Source organism: Streptomyces sp. x-19 (genome assembly GCF_046549115.1).
GTDB classification, from domain to species: domain Bacteria; phylum Actinomycetota; class Actinomycetes; order Streptomycetales; family Streptomycetaceae; genus Streptomyces; species Streptomyces albulus_C.
The window spans coordinates 1-15,970 of record NZ_JAJPWK010000028.1; the positions used below are offsets into that span (position 1 = coordinate 1).

Below are 15,970 nucleotides of genomic sequence, written 5' to 3' on the forward strand. Positions count from 1 at the left end.
GGCGGCCCGAAGGGGCCCAAAAGCGGTCCCAGTCCGGTCGATCGCGCACGGCCGGGCAGCAAGCACCACGTCATCACCGACGCCCGGGGCATCCCGCTCGCGGTGTCGCTGACCGGCGGCAACCGTAACGATGTCACCCAGCTTCTGCCCCTGCTCGACAAGATCCCCGCTGTCGCCGGGGTTGTCGGCCGGCCCCGGCACCGGCCCGACGCACTGCTCGCTGACCGTGGCTACGACCACGACAAGTACCGGCGTCTGCTGAGGCAACGCGGCATCTGTCCCATGATCGCGCGGCGAGGCGAGCCACACGGCTCCGGCTTGGGCATCTTCCGATATGTGGTCGAACGAACCATCGCTTGGCTGCACGGCTTCCGACGCCTGCGCATCCGGTGGGAGCGACGGGACGACATCCACGAAGCCTTCCTCGGGCTCGCTACATGTCTCATCACCTACAGACACGTCCAACGCCTTTGTTAGGACCTCTTACAGCCGTATTACCCCAGTTCAGAGCCTTGAGTAGAGCAGGCATTCACCATAGACATTGATCGGCGCGACAACCGATCACCGCTGCCCTGGCCCTAGAGACGACAGGTGGGCCCGGCGGCCAGAAGGGGAACGCACACCTTGTCTGGTTTATCGAGAAGAAGACGCATCCTGTCCAAAATCGCTGTGGCCACGGCGGGCGTCATGCTCATCGGGGCAGGCAGTAACGCCGCCGCCGACAGCAGCGGCGGCGAACAGGTCAAGTGGGAGTACTCGCCGGCTTCCCGTCCTGCGGCAGGCCCAGAGACCCTGGCCATGGCGAACAACCACCGGCCGGAGTCCGGGAACAACCTCAAGGTTGCACCGGGTGCCAAGGACGCGGCCGGGGTGTGGCAGGCCGGCAGCACCACTCCTACCTTGTCCAACACCGTCACCGATGGGGACGGCGACACGGCGAACCTGACGTTCGAGGTCTACACCACCGACGCTGCCGGCAACCCTAAGGACCAGGTCAAGTTCACCGACCCCGACACGGGTAAGCCCGCCGCCTACGGTGTCGTGGTGTCCAGCTTCGTCACCTCCGGCGGTACGGGCCCTCACCCCGCGTCCTGGACACCGTAGACACTGGATCTTGAGGATCTGGGAGAACGGAGTCCCTGTGGGGATGAAGCACTATCCGCCGGAGTTCAAGGCGGACGCGGTCGCGCTGTACCGCTCACGGCCGGGAGCGACGATCAAGTCGGTCGCGGCTGATCTGGGGGTCAACACCGAGACGCTCAGGAACTGGATACGGGCCGCCGACGGGCGGCGTCCGGGCTCGCACTCGGCGGCCCAGCCGGCCACGTCGGCAGCGGACTCGGCGGAAGTGACCGCCTTGCGTAAGCGGGTCCGTGAACTCGAAGGAGAGCGGGACATCCTGCGCAAAGCGGCCCGGCATTTCGCAACGGAGACGCGCTGGTGAACCGCTTCCAGTTCGTTGAAGACCACCAGCGCCGCCACGGCGTGAAGCGGCTGTGCACCGTCTTGGGCATCGCCCGCTCGAGCTTCTACTACTGGCGCAAGACCGCCGCCTACCGAGCTGCCTGCCAGGCGGTCGACGCCAGGCTCGCCGCGAGGATACGCGCCGTTCACCGTGAATCGGACGGCACCTACAGCGTCCCGAGGATCACCGCCGAACTCCGTGAGGACGGCGAGCAGATCAACCACAAGCGCGTCGCGCGCGTCATGCGCACGATCGGCTTGGCCGGCGTCCGCCTGCGCCGTCGGCACCGCACCACCGTCCCGGACCCGGCCGCCGCCAAGGCCCCGGACCGGATCGGCCGCGACTTCACCGCCGAGGAGGTGAACACGAAGTACGTCGGCGACATCACGTACTTGAGCGTCGGCGGCGGAAGGTTCTGCTATCTCGCGACCGTGATCGACCTCGCGTCACGGCGCCTGGCGGGCTGGGCACTCGCCGACCACATGCGCACCGAGCTGGTCATCGACGCCCTGGCCGCTGCCGAGCGGACCCGGGACAGCCTCAAGGGCGCCATCATGCACACCGATCACGGAGCTCAATACACGAGCAGGGCCTTCGTCGACACCTGCCACCGTGCGGGCGTACTCCAGAGCATGAGCGCCGTGGGCAGCTCGGCGGACAACACCGCCGCGAAAAGCTTCAACGCAACCTTCAAAAGGGAGACATTGCAGGGCCGAAAGGGCTGGTCAAGCGAGCGTGAAGCCCGACTCGACGCATTCCGCTGGCTCCACCGATACAACACCCGACGGCGGCACTCCCGCCTCGGACACCGCAGTCCCATCGACTACGAGAAAGCCACCGCAACAACATCAACTACGCTGGCCGAAGCCGCATAAGCCCGTGTCCAGGACGCAGGGTCAAGGCCCGTACCGTCTGCTGGACAAGGACGAATACTGGGTGGCCTTCCCTGAGTTCGCGCACTGCGACGCTTCCAGGATGACTGTGTCGTGCGTCGTTCCGAAGCCGTGACCGGCTGGTAGGAATCGATGCAAACCGGGGCGGGGCGGGGCGGGCCAGCCGTGCCCTCCCGCCCCAGTCGCAACCCGATAACGAGGAGAAGACATTGAGCGACGGCATCACGTGGCTGCCTGACGCCTGGCACGGAGGCGCCCCCCTCCTGTTCGTCACCTTCGCACGCGGCATCAGCCCAACCGACCTCGTCGTCCGGCTCGGCGCCCAGTCCGGAGAAGTGCTCGACCCGATCACCTTCGCCGAGGCCGAGCGGCTGACGTACAACGACCGCGAATCAGCCCGCGTGGCCCGCTTCGGTGAATGTGCGGGCTGGTCATTCGCGGTGGAGCAAGGATGGCCCTCCAAGGCGTGGTGGGCTCACCCCGACGTCTCCACCGGCGGGGTCGAAGTCTTACACCTGACACCCAAGACGGACGACCCGCCCAAGGAGTGCTGGTACTACCGCGACGGCCAAACGGTCGGTCGTTTCGACTTCGGCGACACCCCAGACGAGGGCATGGAATTCCTGCTCCCGGCGTTCGAGGAAGCCGGACTCCTCGACGATGACGTGAGCGAGGAGTTCGACACGTTGCATGCGACCCTGACCGCCTTGCAGCAGCACTTCAGGCTGTCACTGCCACGCCAGGAAATCCTCAACGGTCGTCTACCCGCCGCGGTTACAGCGACCGTGCCGCCGGAAAACCTGGGGGACTAACGAGCAGGCGACAGACGAACGCCGCAAGGTCGGGTCGGGTAGGAGTGCCGGCCTGCTTGGTCAGCGGCTCGCTGCCCCGGGCCATGGGAGCGTCCACGCAGCTGATGAATGTCACCCTGAACTCGAACTGGCGGAGGAACTCGGCGACCGGGTCCTCCTCGAAGTCCTCGTCACCGGCATCAACTGGCAACCCTTGGGCCCCCGGGCGTCAGCGTCACCACGCGCAGCGGTCCGACCGTGCGCGCCCGGCAGGCCGTGGTCGCCGTCCCGCCACCGCTCGCATCAGGAACAGTTAGGCGGCCCAGCCGACGGAGGAGACGTAGGTGTAGGCGTCCCAGTCGGTGCCGAGGCCGCCTTGGATGATCTCGTCCCAGATCGCTTCGAGTTCACGCGCGTCGTGCGCGATCCACGCGTCGACGGCCCGATCCCAGATCAGCCCACGGACATTGATCGAACGCCTCTCCACCTCGCGCCGGTGACGCGGATCCACCTGCGACTGGTCGGCGGGATCAATCTCGACGCGGGTACCGCGGCCGCGGTTGGTAAGACGACGTTTGAGGTCGGCGACCACGTTGCGACGCCGCAAGTCCCAATACGCCACGTCCAAGCGCGCGAGGTTCGCCTCGCTGGGCATGCGTTCCTCGGCCAACCACGCCATGAGGGTGCGGGGGCGGACGTGGATGCCGGCCCGATCCATCGCCTCGTAGCCCGCGTCGGAGGCGGTCAGGTACCGCAGGCGGGCGGACAGGCCACGCTCGGAGGTGACCGGGGATTCGATGCCGGTGACCATGCGGTCGATGCCTTCGGCGGTGCAGACCCAGCCGGGCAGGGCCCGTGCGCCGTAGTGACCGATCCGGCGCCACCGCGCATCCAGCGCCATCAGCGGGCCACCCGGCCGACGGTGTACTCACCGGAGGCTTTGGCGTCGCTGTGCTTGATCTTCATCTGGGCCAGGCCGCGCCCCTCGGTGAAGACCTGCCGCCAGTCACCGGCGAGATGGAGTTCGTCGGTACCCATCATCGCGATGACCTCCAGCCCCGCCTGGTGGGCCTTGTACGCCTTGCCCCACAGGTTGGCGTACGCCTGACTGTGGATGATGTGCATCCAGTCCGGGCGCTGGATCTCGCGGTTGTGGACCGACTCCCCCATCGTCGAGATGAACTTCGAGTACATCGCCTTCACGTACCCCTCGGTGATCCAGTCGTCCTCGGCCAGGGCCGTCTCCCGGGCGGCGGCCAGGACCTTGCGCAGGGCGTCGAGGAAGTTCTCCGTCGCACCCGACGTCCACGACTCGTGCACCACCGGCGCCTCGATCAGAGCGTACTTCGGGCCCGACAGGCGCAGCAGCAGACGCAACGTCGCATCGGTGATCCACAGGGCGCCGGGCTCTTCACGGTCGCCGAGCGGGTCGGGCAGGTGCGGGTGGTCCCATGGGGCGGGGGTGACGAGGTGGACGCCCGCGCGCTTGGGATCGACGCCGTCGGCGCCGGCGTGGTGCTCCAACTTGCCGATCGGAAGCCAGCACTTGAGGGCGGACAGGTAGGCGGCGTTGGCGTCCAGGGCGGTGACGTGGACGTCGCCGGGGGCCTTGAGGGAGTAGTGGGGGTGGTGGAAGTTGGGGCGGGCCTCCCAGATCTGGTCCGGCTCCCGCTTCGAGGGCTTGTGCAAGATGTCCGGCAGGGAGGGGTAGGCGGTGTACTGGTACCGCGCGGTCGCCCGCGTCTCCTCGAACAACCGCATCACATCCGGAATCGCCCGCTTGACGAGCGCCTGGAGTGCGGCGTCCGCATCGCCCTCGGCACGCTCCAGCTCCTCATGCACGGCGCCGGCGATCAGCGTGTTGGTCTCGGCCTGCGCACGGGCCGAGGACTGGGCGCGACGTTGCGGCCGCGACGGCACCCGCGCGGGAGTCGGCGACGGCCGTGCCGGCGCGGCCGAGGTCGGAGTCTGCGGGACCGCGGGCGTGTCAGCTGCTGCCGGGGGCGCGGCGGCGGCCTCCTGCAGGGTGCTGGCAGGCGGGGTGGCCGCCGGCTGGCACAGGCCACCGGCGTGCAGGGATCGGCCGTCGGTCGCCTTGAACGGGGTCACCACACCGCAGCGAATGCGCGGCTCCGGCTCCCCCTGCACCACGAGGCCGTCCGCACGGAACGCGGTCGTGGGAAACTCCGTCGCGGTGGTTGGCGCCTGCGGGGCGGGCGGGGCAGCGATCGCGGGGGCAGGGGCGGGGGCCGGGTGGATCTCAGCGAGGCCCTTCAGCAGCTTCAGGTATTTCCCCCGCCCGGGCGGCTGCGGATCAGTCTCCCCCGACTCCCAGTTGGCGACGGTCTGCCGGCCCACCCCGACCGCGGCCGCCACCTGAGCCCGCGACAGGCCCGCCGCCTCACGAAGGCGCAGACGCTCAGCGGGAGCCGGCATCCACGCCAGCAGCCGCGCCTCTTCCAGCAAAGCCTCAACATCATCCAGCCGATTAGTCATCAATTTCACGGAGGCTCGCCATTGGGCTCGTCGCGCCGTGCCGTCGGTCTGCCGCGCGTGTCCTGTGACATCGGTTCTTGCGCATGTGCCTCCGAACCTTGACCGGCGCGAGCCTGTGACACCGAAATTTGCGAGGTAGACGGCATCGAGCGGCTGCTGGGGGTGTGAGCGCGCTGACATCCCACGACCATGCGGCTGCTCGACGCCGTGTTCCACGGGGCAGGTAGGTTTGTGGCACCGTCTAAAGGAGTTGCACGATGCCCGGCCGCCGTAGAGTTCTGTTCGTGACCGACCTCGCCTACCAGGCCCGGGGGCGGCGCTACTGCGACGAGGACATCTTCCTGACCTCCCGACTGCGCGACGACTTCGATATCGCCCTGTGCCATCCGCTGAACGCCGCCGCGCTGATGGACGCCTTTGACGTGGTCGTGGTCCGCAACAGCGGGCCCGTGCTGCATTACCAGAAGGAGTACGACGCCTTCCGGGAGCGGGCCGCGGCCAGCAGCACCCGGGTCTACAACCCGCTGTCTGGTCGGGGCGATATGGCCGGCAAGCAGTACCTGCTGGATCTGACCGCCGCCCAATACCCGGTCATCCCCACCATCGACAGGCCCGAGGACCTGCACCTGCTGCCTGAGGTCGGCCAGTACGCGGTCAAGCCGAAAGCGGGCGCTGACTCCATCGGTCTGGTCTTCGTGCCCCGAGAGCAACTGGGCAGCCTCGCCTACGGTGACATCCTGGTCCAGCCGCGCATCGACTTCCGCTACGAGGTGTCCTTCTACTACGTCGACGACACCTTCCAATACGCCCTTCACGCCCCCGATCCTGAGCGGCGCTGGGTCCTTGAGCCCTACGAGCCCACCAGCGCTGACCTGGCCTTTGCCCGGCGCTTCATCGACTGGAACACCCTTGACCACGGCATACAGCGCGTGGATGCCTGCCGCACCCGGGAAGGCGAGCTGCTCCTCGTCGAGTTGGAGGACCTCAACCCGTACCTGTCCCTAGGACTGATCTCCGACCAGTCCCGTGACTCCTTCGTGGCGAGCCTGACGGAATCCCTCCACCGGTTCTTGGGCGCTCAGCCTCGCACGTGAGGCGACATACGAGCCCTGAAGAGCAACTGCTCAAACTTTGATGGCACGCACTCAAGGTTCGATGTCACAGCACAGCGCGCGTTCCTACCGTTGGTCCGCGCAGGCGCCAGCTGAGGCTCGTGTCCCGTCTCAGTCCGTCTGGTCCGAGTCTCAGGTGACCTGGTTCGCTTTTCTCTTCGTCTCAAGCGAGCTGGTCCGTTGGCGTTCGGGTGCCTATTTTCAGCGGAGCTCGTGCCACAGCAGCCCTGGCGGATTCTCAGACAGTTGTGTGCCTGGGCTGCTTGTCGTTCGCTCGCTGGTCTGGCGTCGGTCTCATCCGGATTGGCTTGTCTCATCGAAGACGGCAGAAGCGGCCATCAGCGAGTCGGAGCAGAAGGCGGCCGCCTGGACACTGTGGTCACCTGGCCCTCACCCCCGAAGACCGCGGCGCCCGCCTCTTCCGCGCACATGCCAGCTTGGCCATGACACCTGCCACACAGTGAGCCCAGCTGTCATTCTGAATGCATGCGAATGGGGGAGCACCGGAAGGGCATCGCGGCAGCGGCCGCCATCATTGGTACGGCGGCCCTGACCTGGGCCGGCTGGGCGTTACGCAACACCGGGAGCGGCTCGCAGGGTGTCGAGGATGCCGTTAAAGTCGTCTCGGCCGCTGTCGGTCTCGTCGTCGGACTCGCCTCGTTTGCCGTCTCGTGGCTCGGCTATCGCGCCAACCGCCGCCAGCACGCCAGCGGCCTCCCGCTCACCGGCATCGTGGACGAATTCGCCATCGCCGTCCGCGCCCAGTGGGAAGCCGAGGCCCGAACCAGACGGCTGAACGATCCGTACCCGCTCCCGGTCTCCTGGGCCCCGGCAGACCCGGCCTACCGCCCTGATGCCGACGCCTCGGCACTCTCGGGCTCCGACGCCGACATCGCCGACGTCTTCGCCCGCGTCCCCGGCGGCCGCCTGGTCATCCTCGGCGAGCCGGGCGCCGGCAAGACGATGCTCCTCGTACGCCTCCTGCTCGCCCTCGTCGAACGCCGTGCCCCCGGCCTCCCGGTACCCGTCATCTTCCCGCTCGCCTCCTGGGACCCCTCCCGCCAGGACCTGGCCGACTGGCTCGCCGACCGCCTCGCCACCGACTACCCCGCCCTCGCACTCCCAGCCCCCGGCCAGGAACAGGGCGCGCCCCCGGTCAGCCGCGCTCGTGCCCTGCTCGATCGCCGCCTCGTCCTCCCCCTTCTCGACGGCTTCGACGAACTCCCGCGCCACCTCCGGGCAGCAGCCCTGGACGCCATCAACCAGGCTCTGCCGCCCGGCCACCCGCTCGTCCTGACGAGCCGCCTGGCCGAGTACGAGGCCGTGCTCACCCCCGCCTCCGGTGTCCCCACCCATCTCAACGGCGCCACCGCCATCACGCTGCGCCCCGTCACCCCGCCCGACGCCGCTGCCTACCTTGTCCGCGACGCGGGCGGTCGCGGCAGCCCGTCCGCTGCCCGATGGCAGCCGGTCCTGGCCCAACTGGCCGACGAGGACTCGTCGGTGGGTCAGGTCCTGCGTACCCCGCTGATGCTTTTCCTGGCCCGTACGATCTACAACCCACGCCCCGGCGCTGGGCCCCTGGCCCCTGGGCCTATCCCCAGCCTTCCCGACCCAGCCGGCCTGCTGGGCTTCGAGGACCCGGCCGCCCTGCGCACGCACCTCTTCGACGCCTTCGTTCCAGCCGCCTACCGGGACGTGGCCCCGGAGGATGCCGCCCAGGCCGAGGATGCCCTCACGCTCCTGGCCGAGCACCTGGAACACGGCCTGGGCGGCGCCGTGGACATCGAGTGGTGGCGGCTGAGCGCCCTGGCGCCCAAGGCAGCGCTGCGACGGAGGGCCGCAGCGGTGATGTGGCTATGGTTCGCACTGCTCACGCTGGCGTGCGCGGCCTACTCGTACCACCACCGCAATTTAGAAGACCTCCCCTTCGCCACCGGGATGATCGTCACTATCCTCTTGCCCTTCGTCTTTTTTGTGAGAGCCACCCATCAGGGCCTAGGGCTGTCCCTGCTCCAGTCCGCCCTCCTGACCCTGGCCATCGAGACGGCCGTCGCGCGACTTCTTGCCGCCACGATCAGGTTCCGCCCCCGCCAAGCCCCGGTGACTGCCATGGCATGGGCCTGGCGCTGGCGGGCAGTGGCATTCGGTATCGGCTTGGGGCTCGCCGTCGGCATCCCCATCGGCAACGTGTACGGGTGGTTCGGCGGCGTCATCTGGGGTTTTGGCACCGGCATCGTACTCTGGTCCCTGTCAGGTTGGGGCGTTGTGCGCGCAGACTTGTCGGCTGCAGTCCATGCCACCGCCCTGCTGGAACAGGACCGCCGAGTCTTCTGGCGCTTCGTACAGGTCATTTCCGCTGCGGGCGCAGCTCTGGGCACTCTCCTGGGCATGGTTCCGGCGTTCCTCCGGGCGCTCACCTACCCGCCGCCCGCCAACACACTGGACAGTGGCCACTTGATGTTTGGCGCCGGGATCGGTCTGGGTGTGGGCCTGCTTTTCGCCCCGGCCCTCGCCTTGGTCGTCGCCTTCAGCCGCACGGCGTGGGGCGAGACCGCCCTCACCCGACGCTACCTGGCCCGCCGCCGAAACGGCCTCCGTCTGCCTCGCGACCTGATGGCTTTTCTCGCTGACGCGCACGAACACCGCGGCGTCCTGCGCCAGATCGGTCCCGCCTACCAGTTCCGCCACATCGACCTGCAACGCCGCCTGGCCAACCGCCCTCCTCCACCAGGGCATTGACCTTCTTCTTGAACACAGTGACGTTGCATGAACATCGGCGTACTGGAGGTCGCACCCAATTCACCCGATCCAGCCCACACGCAGCTCCTGTTGCACTCGGCCCCCGGGACGCGCTTGCGCTGAGCTGCACAAAGTCTTCGCCACTCGCCCCGCGTGGCACCGATCCCCCAGAGACGCCTCGACGAAGGCTTCCTCTCAGTGGGTGTTCTGCGAGGATTCATTGGGTTTCAGCTTGAGTTGACGTCTGGGCTGGCCGGTGCCGGCTGGGTGAGGGCGCACGGGCAGCCCGAGTGACGCCCGAGGGCCGTCCCGGCACCGCTCAGCCGTCGTTTGCAGTCAGGCTCCCGTTGTTGCGGCCGTCGAGGAAGGCGCGGATGGCCTGGCGGGCCTGCTGTTCCGGTGGGGTGTCCTGTTCGGCGGGGAGGGCGTTGCTCAGCCAGAGGGTGGCGAAGCCGTGCACGAGCGACCAGGCGGCGATGCCTGCGTCACGGGTTCCGGTGCCGGGCAGAGTGGGGGTGCCGTAGAGGAGTTCGCCGGCGCGCTGCTGAGCGGCGCGCAGTGCCGGGTCGTCGACCTGGTGGAGGTGGGGCTGGAACATGACCTCGAAATGTGCGGGGTGGCTGAGTGCGAACTGTACGTAGGCCACGCCCATCTCCGCGAAGTCGGCGGTCTGTTCCTGTGCGCTGTGCATCAGGTCGGCCAGTACGTGGAAGCCCTGGGCCGCCAGCGCCGTCAGCAAGCCCTCACGGCTGCCGAAGTGGTGCGTCGGTGCGGCGTGCGAGACACCTGCGCGCCGAGCGAGTTCGCGGAGGCTGACCTTTGCCACGCCGGATTCGGAGATGGCGGCGGCCGCGTGGTCGAGCAGTGCGCGCCGTAGATCTCCGTGGTGGTACTGCTGTGTCCGTCCGTTGAGGGGGGCGTTCATCGCGGCAGTCTAACCAAGTCTTGACATCGACAAGATGCCGTACATAGATTTCGATCTTGTCATTGGAAAGATTGAGACGGAATGATTGAGGGTGCGTATGGCGCCGTTGGTGACCCTGCTCGTCGGATCCGCTCTGGCGTGGCTGCTGGGGCTGGCAGGTGTGAACGCGCTGGAAGGGTGGCAGACGGCGCTGCGAGTCGGTCTGGCCGCGATGTTCGCGCTGACCGGCACGGCGCACTTCACCCGACGGCGCGCGGCTTTGATCCGCATCGTTCCCGCGCGCCTGCCCAGGCCCGAACTGCTCGTCACGATCACCGGCGTGCTGGAGCTCGCCGGGGCGGTCGGGCTGCTCGTCCCTCTCACCAGCCGTCTGGCGGCCGGGGGTCTGGGGGTGTTGATGGTGGTGATGTTCCCGGCCAACATTCGCGCGGCCCGAAGCGGCGTCCTGCTCAGCCCCCTCAGCCGGCTCGCTCCGCGCACCGTACTGCAGATCGACTTCCTGGCGGCCTGCCTCGCGGTCACACTCTCCTGAGCGACCTCTGCATTGGTGTTCTGTGTTGGTTCGCCGAATTTCAGGTTGAGTTGGTGTCCGGGGTGGCCGGCGTCGGCTGGGTGAGGGTGAACAGGCCGGGTTCGGGCTCGGTGAGGATGTCGCGGTCGACCAGGCGTTTCAGCTTGGCGCGGACGCTTTCGGTGTGCCGAGGCTCGGTGCCCATGCCCAGAATCTCGCAGACCTCTTTCGCACGGAGCCCGCGCCCGGCCCGCTCGAAGGCGGCGAGGACCTCGCGGTAGCCGGGCGGCAGCGGCTCCGGTGGCTCGGTGCCGTCCTCGGCGGCCAGTTCCAGCATCGTCTCGCGGGTGATGTCCAGGCGTTCCAGAGTGCGTTCGGCGGCGGCGAGTTGTTCGGTGAGGAGCCCGATCCGCTCACGCAGGTGTCCGGCCGTCTCGCGTACCAGCTGCTGCCGGGCCTCGATCTTGTCCAGGAGATGCTTCACGGGGCTCCTGCACATCGGGGGTGCGGGGTGCTGGGCGGGCGGGTCGCGCCAGGTCGGAGTGGTGGTGCGGGTGAGGCGGCGGAGCATGTTGTCGCTCATGGGCCAGTGGATCCAGGCCACCGAACTGGCCGGCCTGGTCTCGTAGTCACGCGCGAGACGTCTGTGCGGCATGAGGGTGCCGAGAGTCTGCTCGACCACCCACCGCTTCGGCTGCGGGGTGAACCCTTTCGCCCCCGGCTCGCGCTGCACGATCTCGACGTCGATGCCGAGGCGGCTGCCGTGTTCCACGACGGCCTCCTTGAAGCCGGCGTCCACCCACGCCTTGGTCACGGTGGGCGCGCTCGCGGTCACCTTGTCGAGCAGGGCGGTGCCGATGGCGTTGCCGTGCACGCCGGCGGCGACCACGACGACGACGATGAGCAGTCCGAGGACGTCGGTGGCGATGCCTCTTTTCCGGCCCGGGCTCTTCGTGCCCGGATCCAGCCCGGTCGTCTCCTTCGGCGCGTTCGTCGAGGCCCGCACGGTCTGCGAGTCCATCACGATCGCGGTGGGGTCCTCGTGCCGTCGCCGCATCTCGCGGGCCTGGCAGCGCAGCAGCTCGTGGACGGTCTCCGCGGTCCCGTCGTCCCGCCACGCGCCGAAGTAGTAGTACACCGCGCTCTTGGGCGGCAGGTCGTGGGGCAGGTAGCGCCACTGACAGCCGGTACGGGCCTGGTACAGCAGGGCGTTCACGATCTCCCGCATGCCGTAGTTGCCCGCGTGACCACTGACCGAGGGGTGCCGGCCTTTCCACGCGGTGATGACCGGCCGGATCAGCTCCCAGGCTTCATCCGACAGGTCGCCCGGGTACGGCTCGCGCTCGCCCGTGCCCACCAGCACACCGCGCTCCCGGCCGGCCGTGAAGCCCCGGAACCGGACAACCCGCCTTCAAGCATTACGAGTCCGCCGAGCACTCACGGAACACCCACTCATCGGCGTCGGCGCCTCGTGCCTCAGCTCGCGTGCGGCCCGTCGACGGCGAGCTTGCCGTCGGGTGCCAGGGTGAACCGGGCGCCGTCCATCACCGTCGTGACGGCGGCCGAGGTGCCGTAGGCGTTCAGTGTGAAGCCGTCCGCCTTCCCGTAGTGCCCGTTCGCTTCGGCGGCGTCGCTCCAGGAGTTGACCCGCACCCACACTGACCAGTGGTGCACCCGCTTCTCGCGCCACGGTCCCCAGCTGTCCTGCGGCAGCAGCCCTGCGCCTCGGCCCGAGAACAGGTACCAGCTGACAAGTCCGAGCAGGACCACGACGGTCACGGCCATGAGCCGCGGCGCGGTCGGCCGCCGGGGAACGCGTATGACGGGCACGGGGGTTCCTTCCGTTCGGGTGGAGCTCTGTCGGAGTCGAAGACGGTTCTCCGCCGGGCCGCGCTCCATTGCGCCACCGTTTGCCGGTACAGGCACCCAACCGAGCGACTCTGCCACCTGTCACCGCACGTCACAAGTCAGCGGCCTGGACGTGCCTGGCGAGCTCCGGCGCGGCCCCGGCGAGATGGTCTTCCGCTGCGAGGACGGTGCCGCCGGCGGCCGGGCCGGCCATGCCGCGCTCGGTCATCATCAGGCCGATCGCGGGACCGAGCCCGAGCGGTCCGTGGCCGTCCCGTCGTACGACCTGGCTGGTGCGCTTCGGCTTCGCCGGGTGGCGGCGACCAGGGCCTGGCCCCGCCCCCACCATGACGGTGGCTCCCGCAGTGGAGGGTCATCGAACTCATCGCCGTTGCCCACGTACTGCGGATCGGAGGCGCCCCGCGAGGCTGGAGCATGCCCTCCCGAGTGGGGGGCAGGGCGGTCGCCGCGGCGGCCGGGGCATTCTCAGCCTGGTCGGAACACCAGCTCCGGATGCGTTCCTTGCCCGTCATACTGCGGTAGATCGAGTCCACCGGTCGAGTATCGCGCCTTGTCTCAGCCGGCTCTGTGCGGGCGGGCAGGCCGCGGCGGACGAGGCGGACGTAGTGATCGACCACCAGAAGAAGGACATCTTGCGGGACGTGGCCTTCAGCGGCGCGGGGGGAGCCGCTGCCGGGGCCGCCAACCACGGGGGAGACAAACTCTACGAGGCCATCAGCGGCAAGCACCGCAAGGGCGGGCCTGCCTCCCTCCCTGCCTTTCAGGAGATCGCGATCGACGGCATCGTCTACGGCGAATTCAACGGCGCCAACACGGGGAGGCGGCAACAGCGCACCAGGCGGACACACATACTCCGCGGCCGTACTCCGACTGCCCCGGGCGCTCCCCGCCACCGCTGTCACCGACCGACGACTGGCATCGTCCTCATGGCAGCGGAAAATTCCCGCGCTCAACCGCGTAACGGGCCGTGGCAGGGACTTGCCCAATCTCGGCAGCCACCTGGTCCGCTACTGCGCCGACGATCCCGACTTCGCGGCTCTCATCAGCACGTACGTCATGGAACGGCTCATGCACGATGCCCGGATGGGCTGGCGCATCGAGGGAAACCGCATGATCGGGTGGACATCCGGACGCAAGACGTACGAGGACCTCCTGCCCCTCGCCGAAACTCTGGTGACCCTGATCGACGGCTTCCCCCAACAGGCATGGTGCTGGCCGGAGTGAGGAGGTCGTAGGCCCACTGACGTGCCGTCAGCCCCAGGAATCGCAGAAGTGGCCGCCGAGGGAGTGCCAGGACGGCCCGGGATGCTCCTTGCGCAGCGCGGCGAGCCCTGCGGCGGCCAACCCGCAGCGCTGAAGCGGCTCGGGCGTATGCGGATCCTCGTTATTCCCCGGCGGGCGCTGGCTGTTTCCCCCGCGCCCGCCGAGCGCCACACCGAGCCGCGCCGGCATCGAGCGGCCTACCTTTCGTAGCCGCAGCGCCCCGGCGGTTCCACTTCGAGGTAGCGGCGACGGCGCGGCCCCCGGTACTCCAGCACCTCCCACCCCATCTGGCGCAGTGCGTCCGCGCAGCGCCGCAGCGCGTCCTGTTCCTCGTACGCGGCACCGCTTCCGGCAGGCCCCAGCCACTCGACTCGCGTCACTTCAGCTGCTTCGGTCTCGCGCACGCAGTATCCCGTCGCCACCCGGTGACCCCCGCAGTCGACAGCCGACGGCGCGATCTCGGACGCCTCCAGGACAAGGGCGACAGCGCGTACGGCCTGATGCCGCTCCCACTCGGCCGGCACCGCGAGAGGGTCGGCCACGGTGGTGTTCATCAATCGCCGGATCTGCAGCAGCCCGTCGAACGCGGCCTGGACTGCTGCCCTTCTCTCCTGGACGGGCTCGACCGGTGCACGGCCGGCCCCGCTCACCACCTCGAAACTCGTGCTGTCGTCGGCCACCCGACCCCCTTCAAGACGCGGATGATGCTTCATCTTGCCCATGGACCTCGGACACGACGTCGAGGCGGACATCCACTCCCCCAGCGGCTCACCGAACCGGGCACTTGATCCGACCGTAGGAGCCGCTCCCTCGGGCCCCTCCCGGCCTCCACGGTCAGGGCCCCGGGCCGGCGCTGGTAGCCGCACGCCTCGCACAGCCCACCGGCCGGCTGCTGCCCGCAGTCCTCGCACGCCAGCGCCTGACGGACCGCATCGGCGGGCGCCGCGGCCTGGCGCTCGCGCTCCGCCCCTGAACTGGCTGCGCCCCCTACCGAGGCGTTGACCATTGACCTGCGGTGGTTCAGGGATTGAGGCCGATGACTCGGACGGGTTGCCCCTGCCACCGTGCGGGGGCAGGGGTGGCGATGATGGCGCCGTCGGGCCAGTCGGCGTTGGCTGGGCGGCGTGTTGGCAGCGGGCCGCTGCCCATGAGGACTGTCGGGCCACCGCGAGCACAGCCAGCAGGTCCAGGTCGAGGACGGTGATGCCACGATGGAGAGCGGCGATGCTACGTGGTTGCCCCGTGGGGGGTTGCTCCCGCTGCGGTGAGAAGTTCGGCGGTTTCGGGGTGGGGGCCTTCGTTGGACCAGTCCAGCGGGGAGCGACCCGTTCCGTGGTCTTCGATCCGGTTGGGATCGGCGCCGTGCGCCAACAGTTCGCGCACTGTTTCGGTGTGTCCCCAGCACGCGGCTGCGCACAGCGGAGTTCCCTCCGAGCCGAATCCGCTGCTCTCTGTGTCAGGGGAGGCGCCAGCCTTGAGGAGCCGGCGGGCGATGTCTGCTTCTCCGGTGACGGATGCCAGATACAGAGGGGTAGTGCCCTCGCTGTCTGGTTTGTTGGGGTCGATCCCTGCCCTCAGAACCATTTTCACACGGGCGGTGTCCCCCATCAGGATCGCGACGAAGAGATGACGGGAGAGCTTCTTCTGCTGCCGCTGGTTCATGGAGGCCGAGGTTAACTGCCGGGTACGTGGCGAAGCCAGTCATATCCATTCGTTGACGGCCGCGACCAGCGCGGTCGTCCTGGAGGTGGTCAATACCCTGGGCGTCGTCGGCGGGGACTTCACTCACTGAACCGTCCTTCCGCTACGGCGGCGCGTGCTCTCAACGTAGCGCCCTCGCAATGCGAGTGGGGTCGAATACGTGTGCGCCGCTGTTCGTTCCTGCTGCGTGGTGCTGTTCCTC

The 15,970-nt window shown here is 68.6% G+C and carries 14 protein-coding genes and 2 pseudogenes; 8 read left to right on the forward strand and 8 right to left on the reverse strand.

Translation table 11 applies throughout. The features are described from left to right. The 4 genes from ACLJT4_RS36150 to ACLJT4_RS36165 all read left to right on the forward strand — a co-directional run. Positions 1-477: IS5 family transposase (locus ACLJT4_RS36150; protein ID WP_411129037.1), on the forward strand; the 477-nt coding region annotated here is incomplete at its 5' end. Between the two features lie 210 nt (positions 478-687). Next, positions 688-1,104: a hypothetical protein gene (locus tag ACLJT4_RS36155; protein ID WP_411129039.1), complete on the forward strand. Its 417-nt coding sequence runs from the start codon at positions 688-690 to the stop codon at positions 1,102-1,104. A 37-nt stretch (positions 1,105-1,141) separates the two neighbouring features. Continuing rightward, a protein-coding gene (locus ACLJT4_RS36160; RefSeq protein WP_411129041.1) for an IS3 family transposase occupies positions 1,142-2,340 on the forward strand; the annotation gives its coding sequence in 2 pieces (ribosomal slippage) (positions 1,142-1,418 and positions 1,418-2,340; 1,200 coding nt in all). A 227-nt stretch (positions 2,341-2,567) separates the two neighbouring features. Beyond that, positions 2,568-3,170, forward strand: a complete 603-nt coding sequence (locus ACLJT4_RS36165) for a hypothetical protein (protein WP_411129043.1) — start codon at positions 2,568-2,570, stop codon at positions 3,168-3,170. 292 nt (positions 3,171-3,462) lie between these two features. Here ACLJT4_RS36165 and ACLJT4_RS36170 read toward each other — a convergent pair whose 3' ends face one another. After that, positions 3,463-4,050 carry a transcriptional regulator gene (locus ACLJT4_RS36170; RefSeq protein ID WP_411129045.1) on the reverse strand — a complete coding sequence of 196 codons (588 nt, stop codon included), beginning with the start codon at positions 4,048-4,050 and terminating at the stop codon, positions 3,463-3,465. Continuing rightward, positions 4,050-5,645, reverse strand: a complete 1,596-nt coding sequence (locus ACLJT4_RS36175; protein WP_411129047.1) for a helix-turn-helix transcriptional regulator — start codon at positions 5,643-5,645, stop codon at positions 4,050-4,052. The genes ACLJT4_RS36170 and ACLJT4_RS36175 overlap by 1 nt, the downstream gene beginning before the upstream one ends. A 257-nt stretch (positions 5,646-5,902) precedes the next feature. On the opposite strand from ACLJT4_RS36175, the gene ACLJT4_RS36180 reads away from it, so the two are divergent. Together ACLJT4_RS36180 and ACLJT4_RS36185 are read left to right on the forward strand one after the other, a co-directional pair. Then, positions 5,903-6,739 (forward strand): hypothetical protein, encoded by an 837-nt coding sequence (locus ACLJT4_RS36180; RefSeq protein WP_411129049.1) that lies wholly within the window; start codon positions 5,903-5,905, stop codon positions 6,737-6,739. A 504-nt stretch (positions 6,740-7,243) separates the two neighbouring features. Next, entirely contained in the window at positions 7,244-9,499 is a 2,256-nt protein-coding gene (locus ACLJT4_RS36185; RefSeq protein ID WP_411129051.1) for an NACHT domain-containing protein, read from the forward strand. Positions 9,500-9,818: 319 nt separating this feature from the next. On the opposite strand, the gene ACLJT4_RS36190 is transcribed toward ACLJT4_RS36185, so the two are convergent. Continuing rightward, entirely contained in the window at positions 9,819-10,424 is a 606-nt protein-coding gene (locus tag ACLJT4_RS36190; RefSeq protein WP_411129053.1) for a TetR/AcrR family transcriptional regulator, read from the reverse strand. Positions 10,425-10,533: 109 nt separating this feature from the next. Between ACLJT4_RS36190 and ACLJT4_RS36195 the strand changes: the two genes are divergently transcribed. Then, positions 10,534-10,956 carry a DoxX family protein gene (locus tag ACLJT4_RS36195; RefSeq protein ID WP_411129055.1) on the forward strand — a complete coding sequence of 141 codons (423 nt, stop codon included), beginning with the start codon at positions 10,534-10,536 and terminating at the stop codon, positions 10,954-10,956. A gap of 508 nt (positions 10,957-11,464) precedes the next feature. Here ACLJT4_RS36195 and ACLJT4_RS36200 read toward each other — a convergent pair. Together ACLJT4_RS36200 and ACLJT4_RS36205 are read right to left on the reverse strand one after the other, a co-directional pair. Next, positions 11,465-12,292: pseudogene (locus ACLJT4_RS36200) on the reverse strand (IS5 family transposase); the annotation flags it as partial. Between the two features lie 119 nt (positions 12,293-12,411). Then, positions 12,412-12,765 carry a hypothetical protein gene (locus tag ACLJT4_RS36205; protein WP_411129057.1) on the reverse strand — a complete coding sequence of 118 codons (354 nt, stop codon included), beginning with the start codon at positions 12,763-12,765 and terminating at the stop codon, positions 12,412-12,414. A 1,017-nt stretch (positions 12,766-13,782) separates the two neighbouring features. Here ACLJT4_RS36205 and ACLJT4_RS36210 point away from each other — a divergent pair. After that, positions 13,783-14,028 carry a hypothetical protein gene (locus ACLJT4_RS36210; protein WP_411129059.1) on the forward strand — a complete coding sequence of 82 codons (246 nt, stop codon included), beginning with the start codon at positions 13,783-13,785 and terminating at the stop codon, positions 14,026-14,028. A 236-nt stretch (positions 14,029-14,264) separates the two neighbouring features. On the opposite strand, the gene ACLJT4_RS36215 is transcribed toward ACLJT4_RS36210, so the two are convergent. The 3 genes and pseudogenes from ACLJT4_RS36215 to ACLJT4_RS36225 all read right to left on the reverse strand — a co-directional run bounded on the left by ACLJT4_RS36215 (position 14,265) and on the right by ACLJT4_RS36225 (position 15,729). After that, entirely contained in the window at positions 14,265-14,780 is a 516-nt protein-coding gene (locus ACLJT4_RS36215; RefSeq protein ID WP_411129195.1) for a hypothetical protein, read from the reverse strand. Positions 14,781-15,087: 307 nt separating this feature from the next. Next, a pseudogene (locus tag ACLJT4_RS36220) lies at positions 15,088-15,275 on the reverse strand (hypothetical protein); the annotation flags it as partial. 19 nt (positions 15,276-15,294) lie between these two features. Beyond that, positions 15,295-15,729 carry an ankyrin repeat domain-containing protein gene (locus ACLJT4_RS36225; protein ID WP_411129061.1) on the reverse strand — a complete coding sequence of 145 codons (435 nt, stop codon included), beginning with the start codon at positions 15,727-15,729 and terminating at the stop codon, positions 15,295-15,297. Positions 15,730-15,970: the final 241 nt, after the last annotated feature.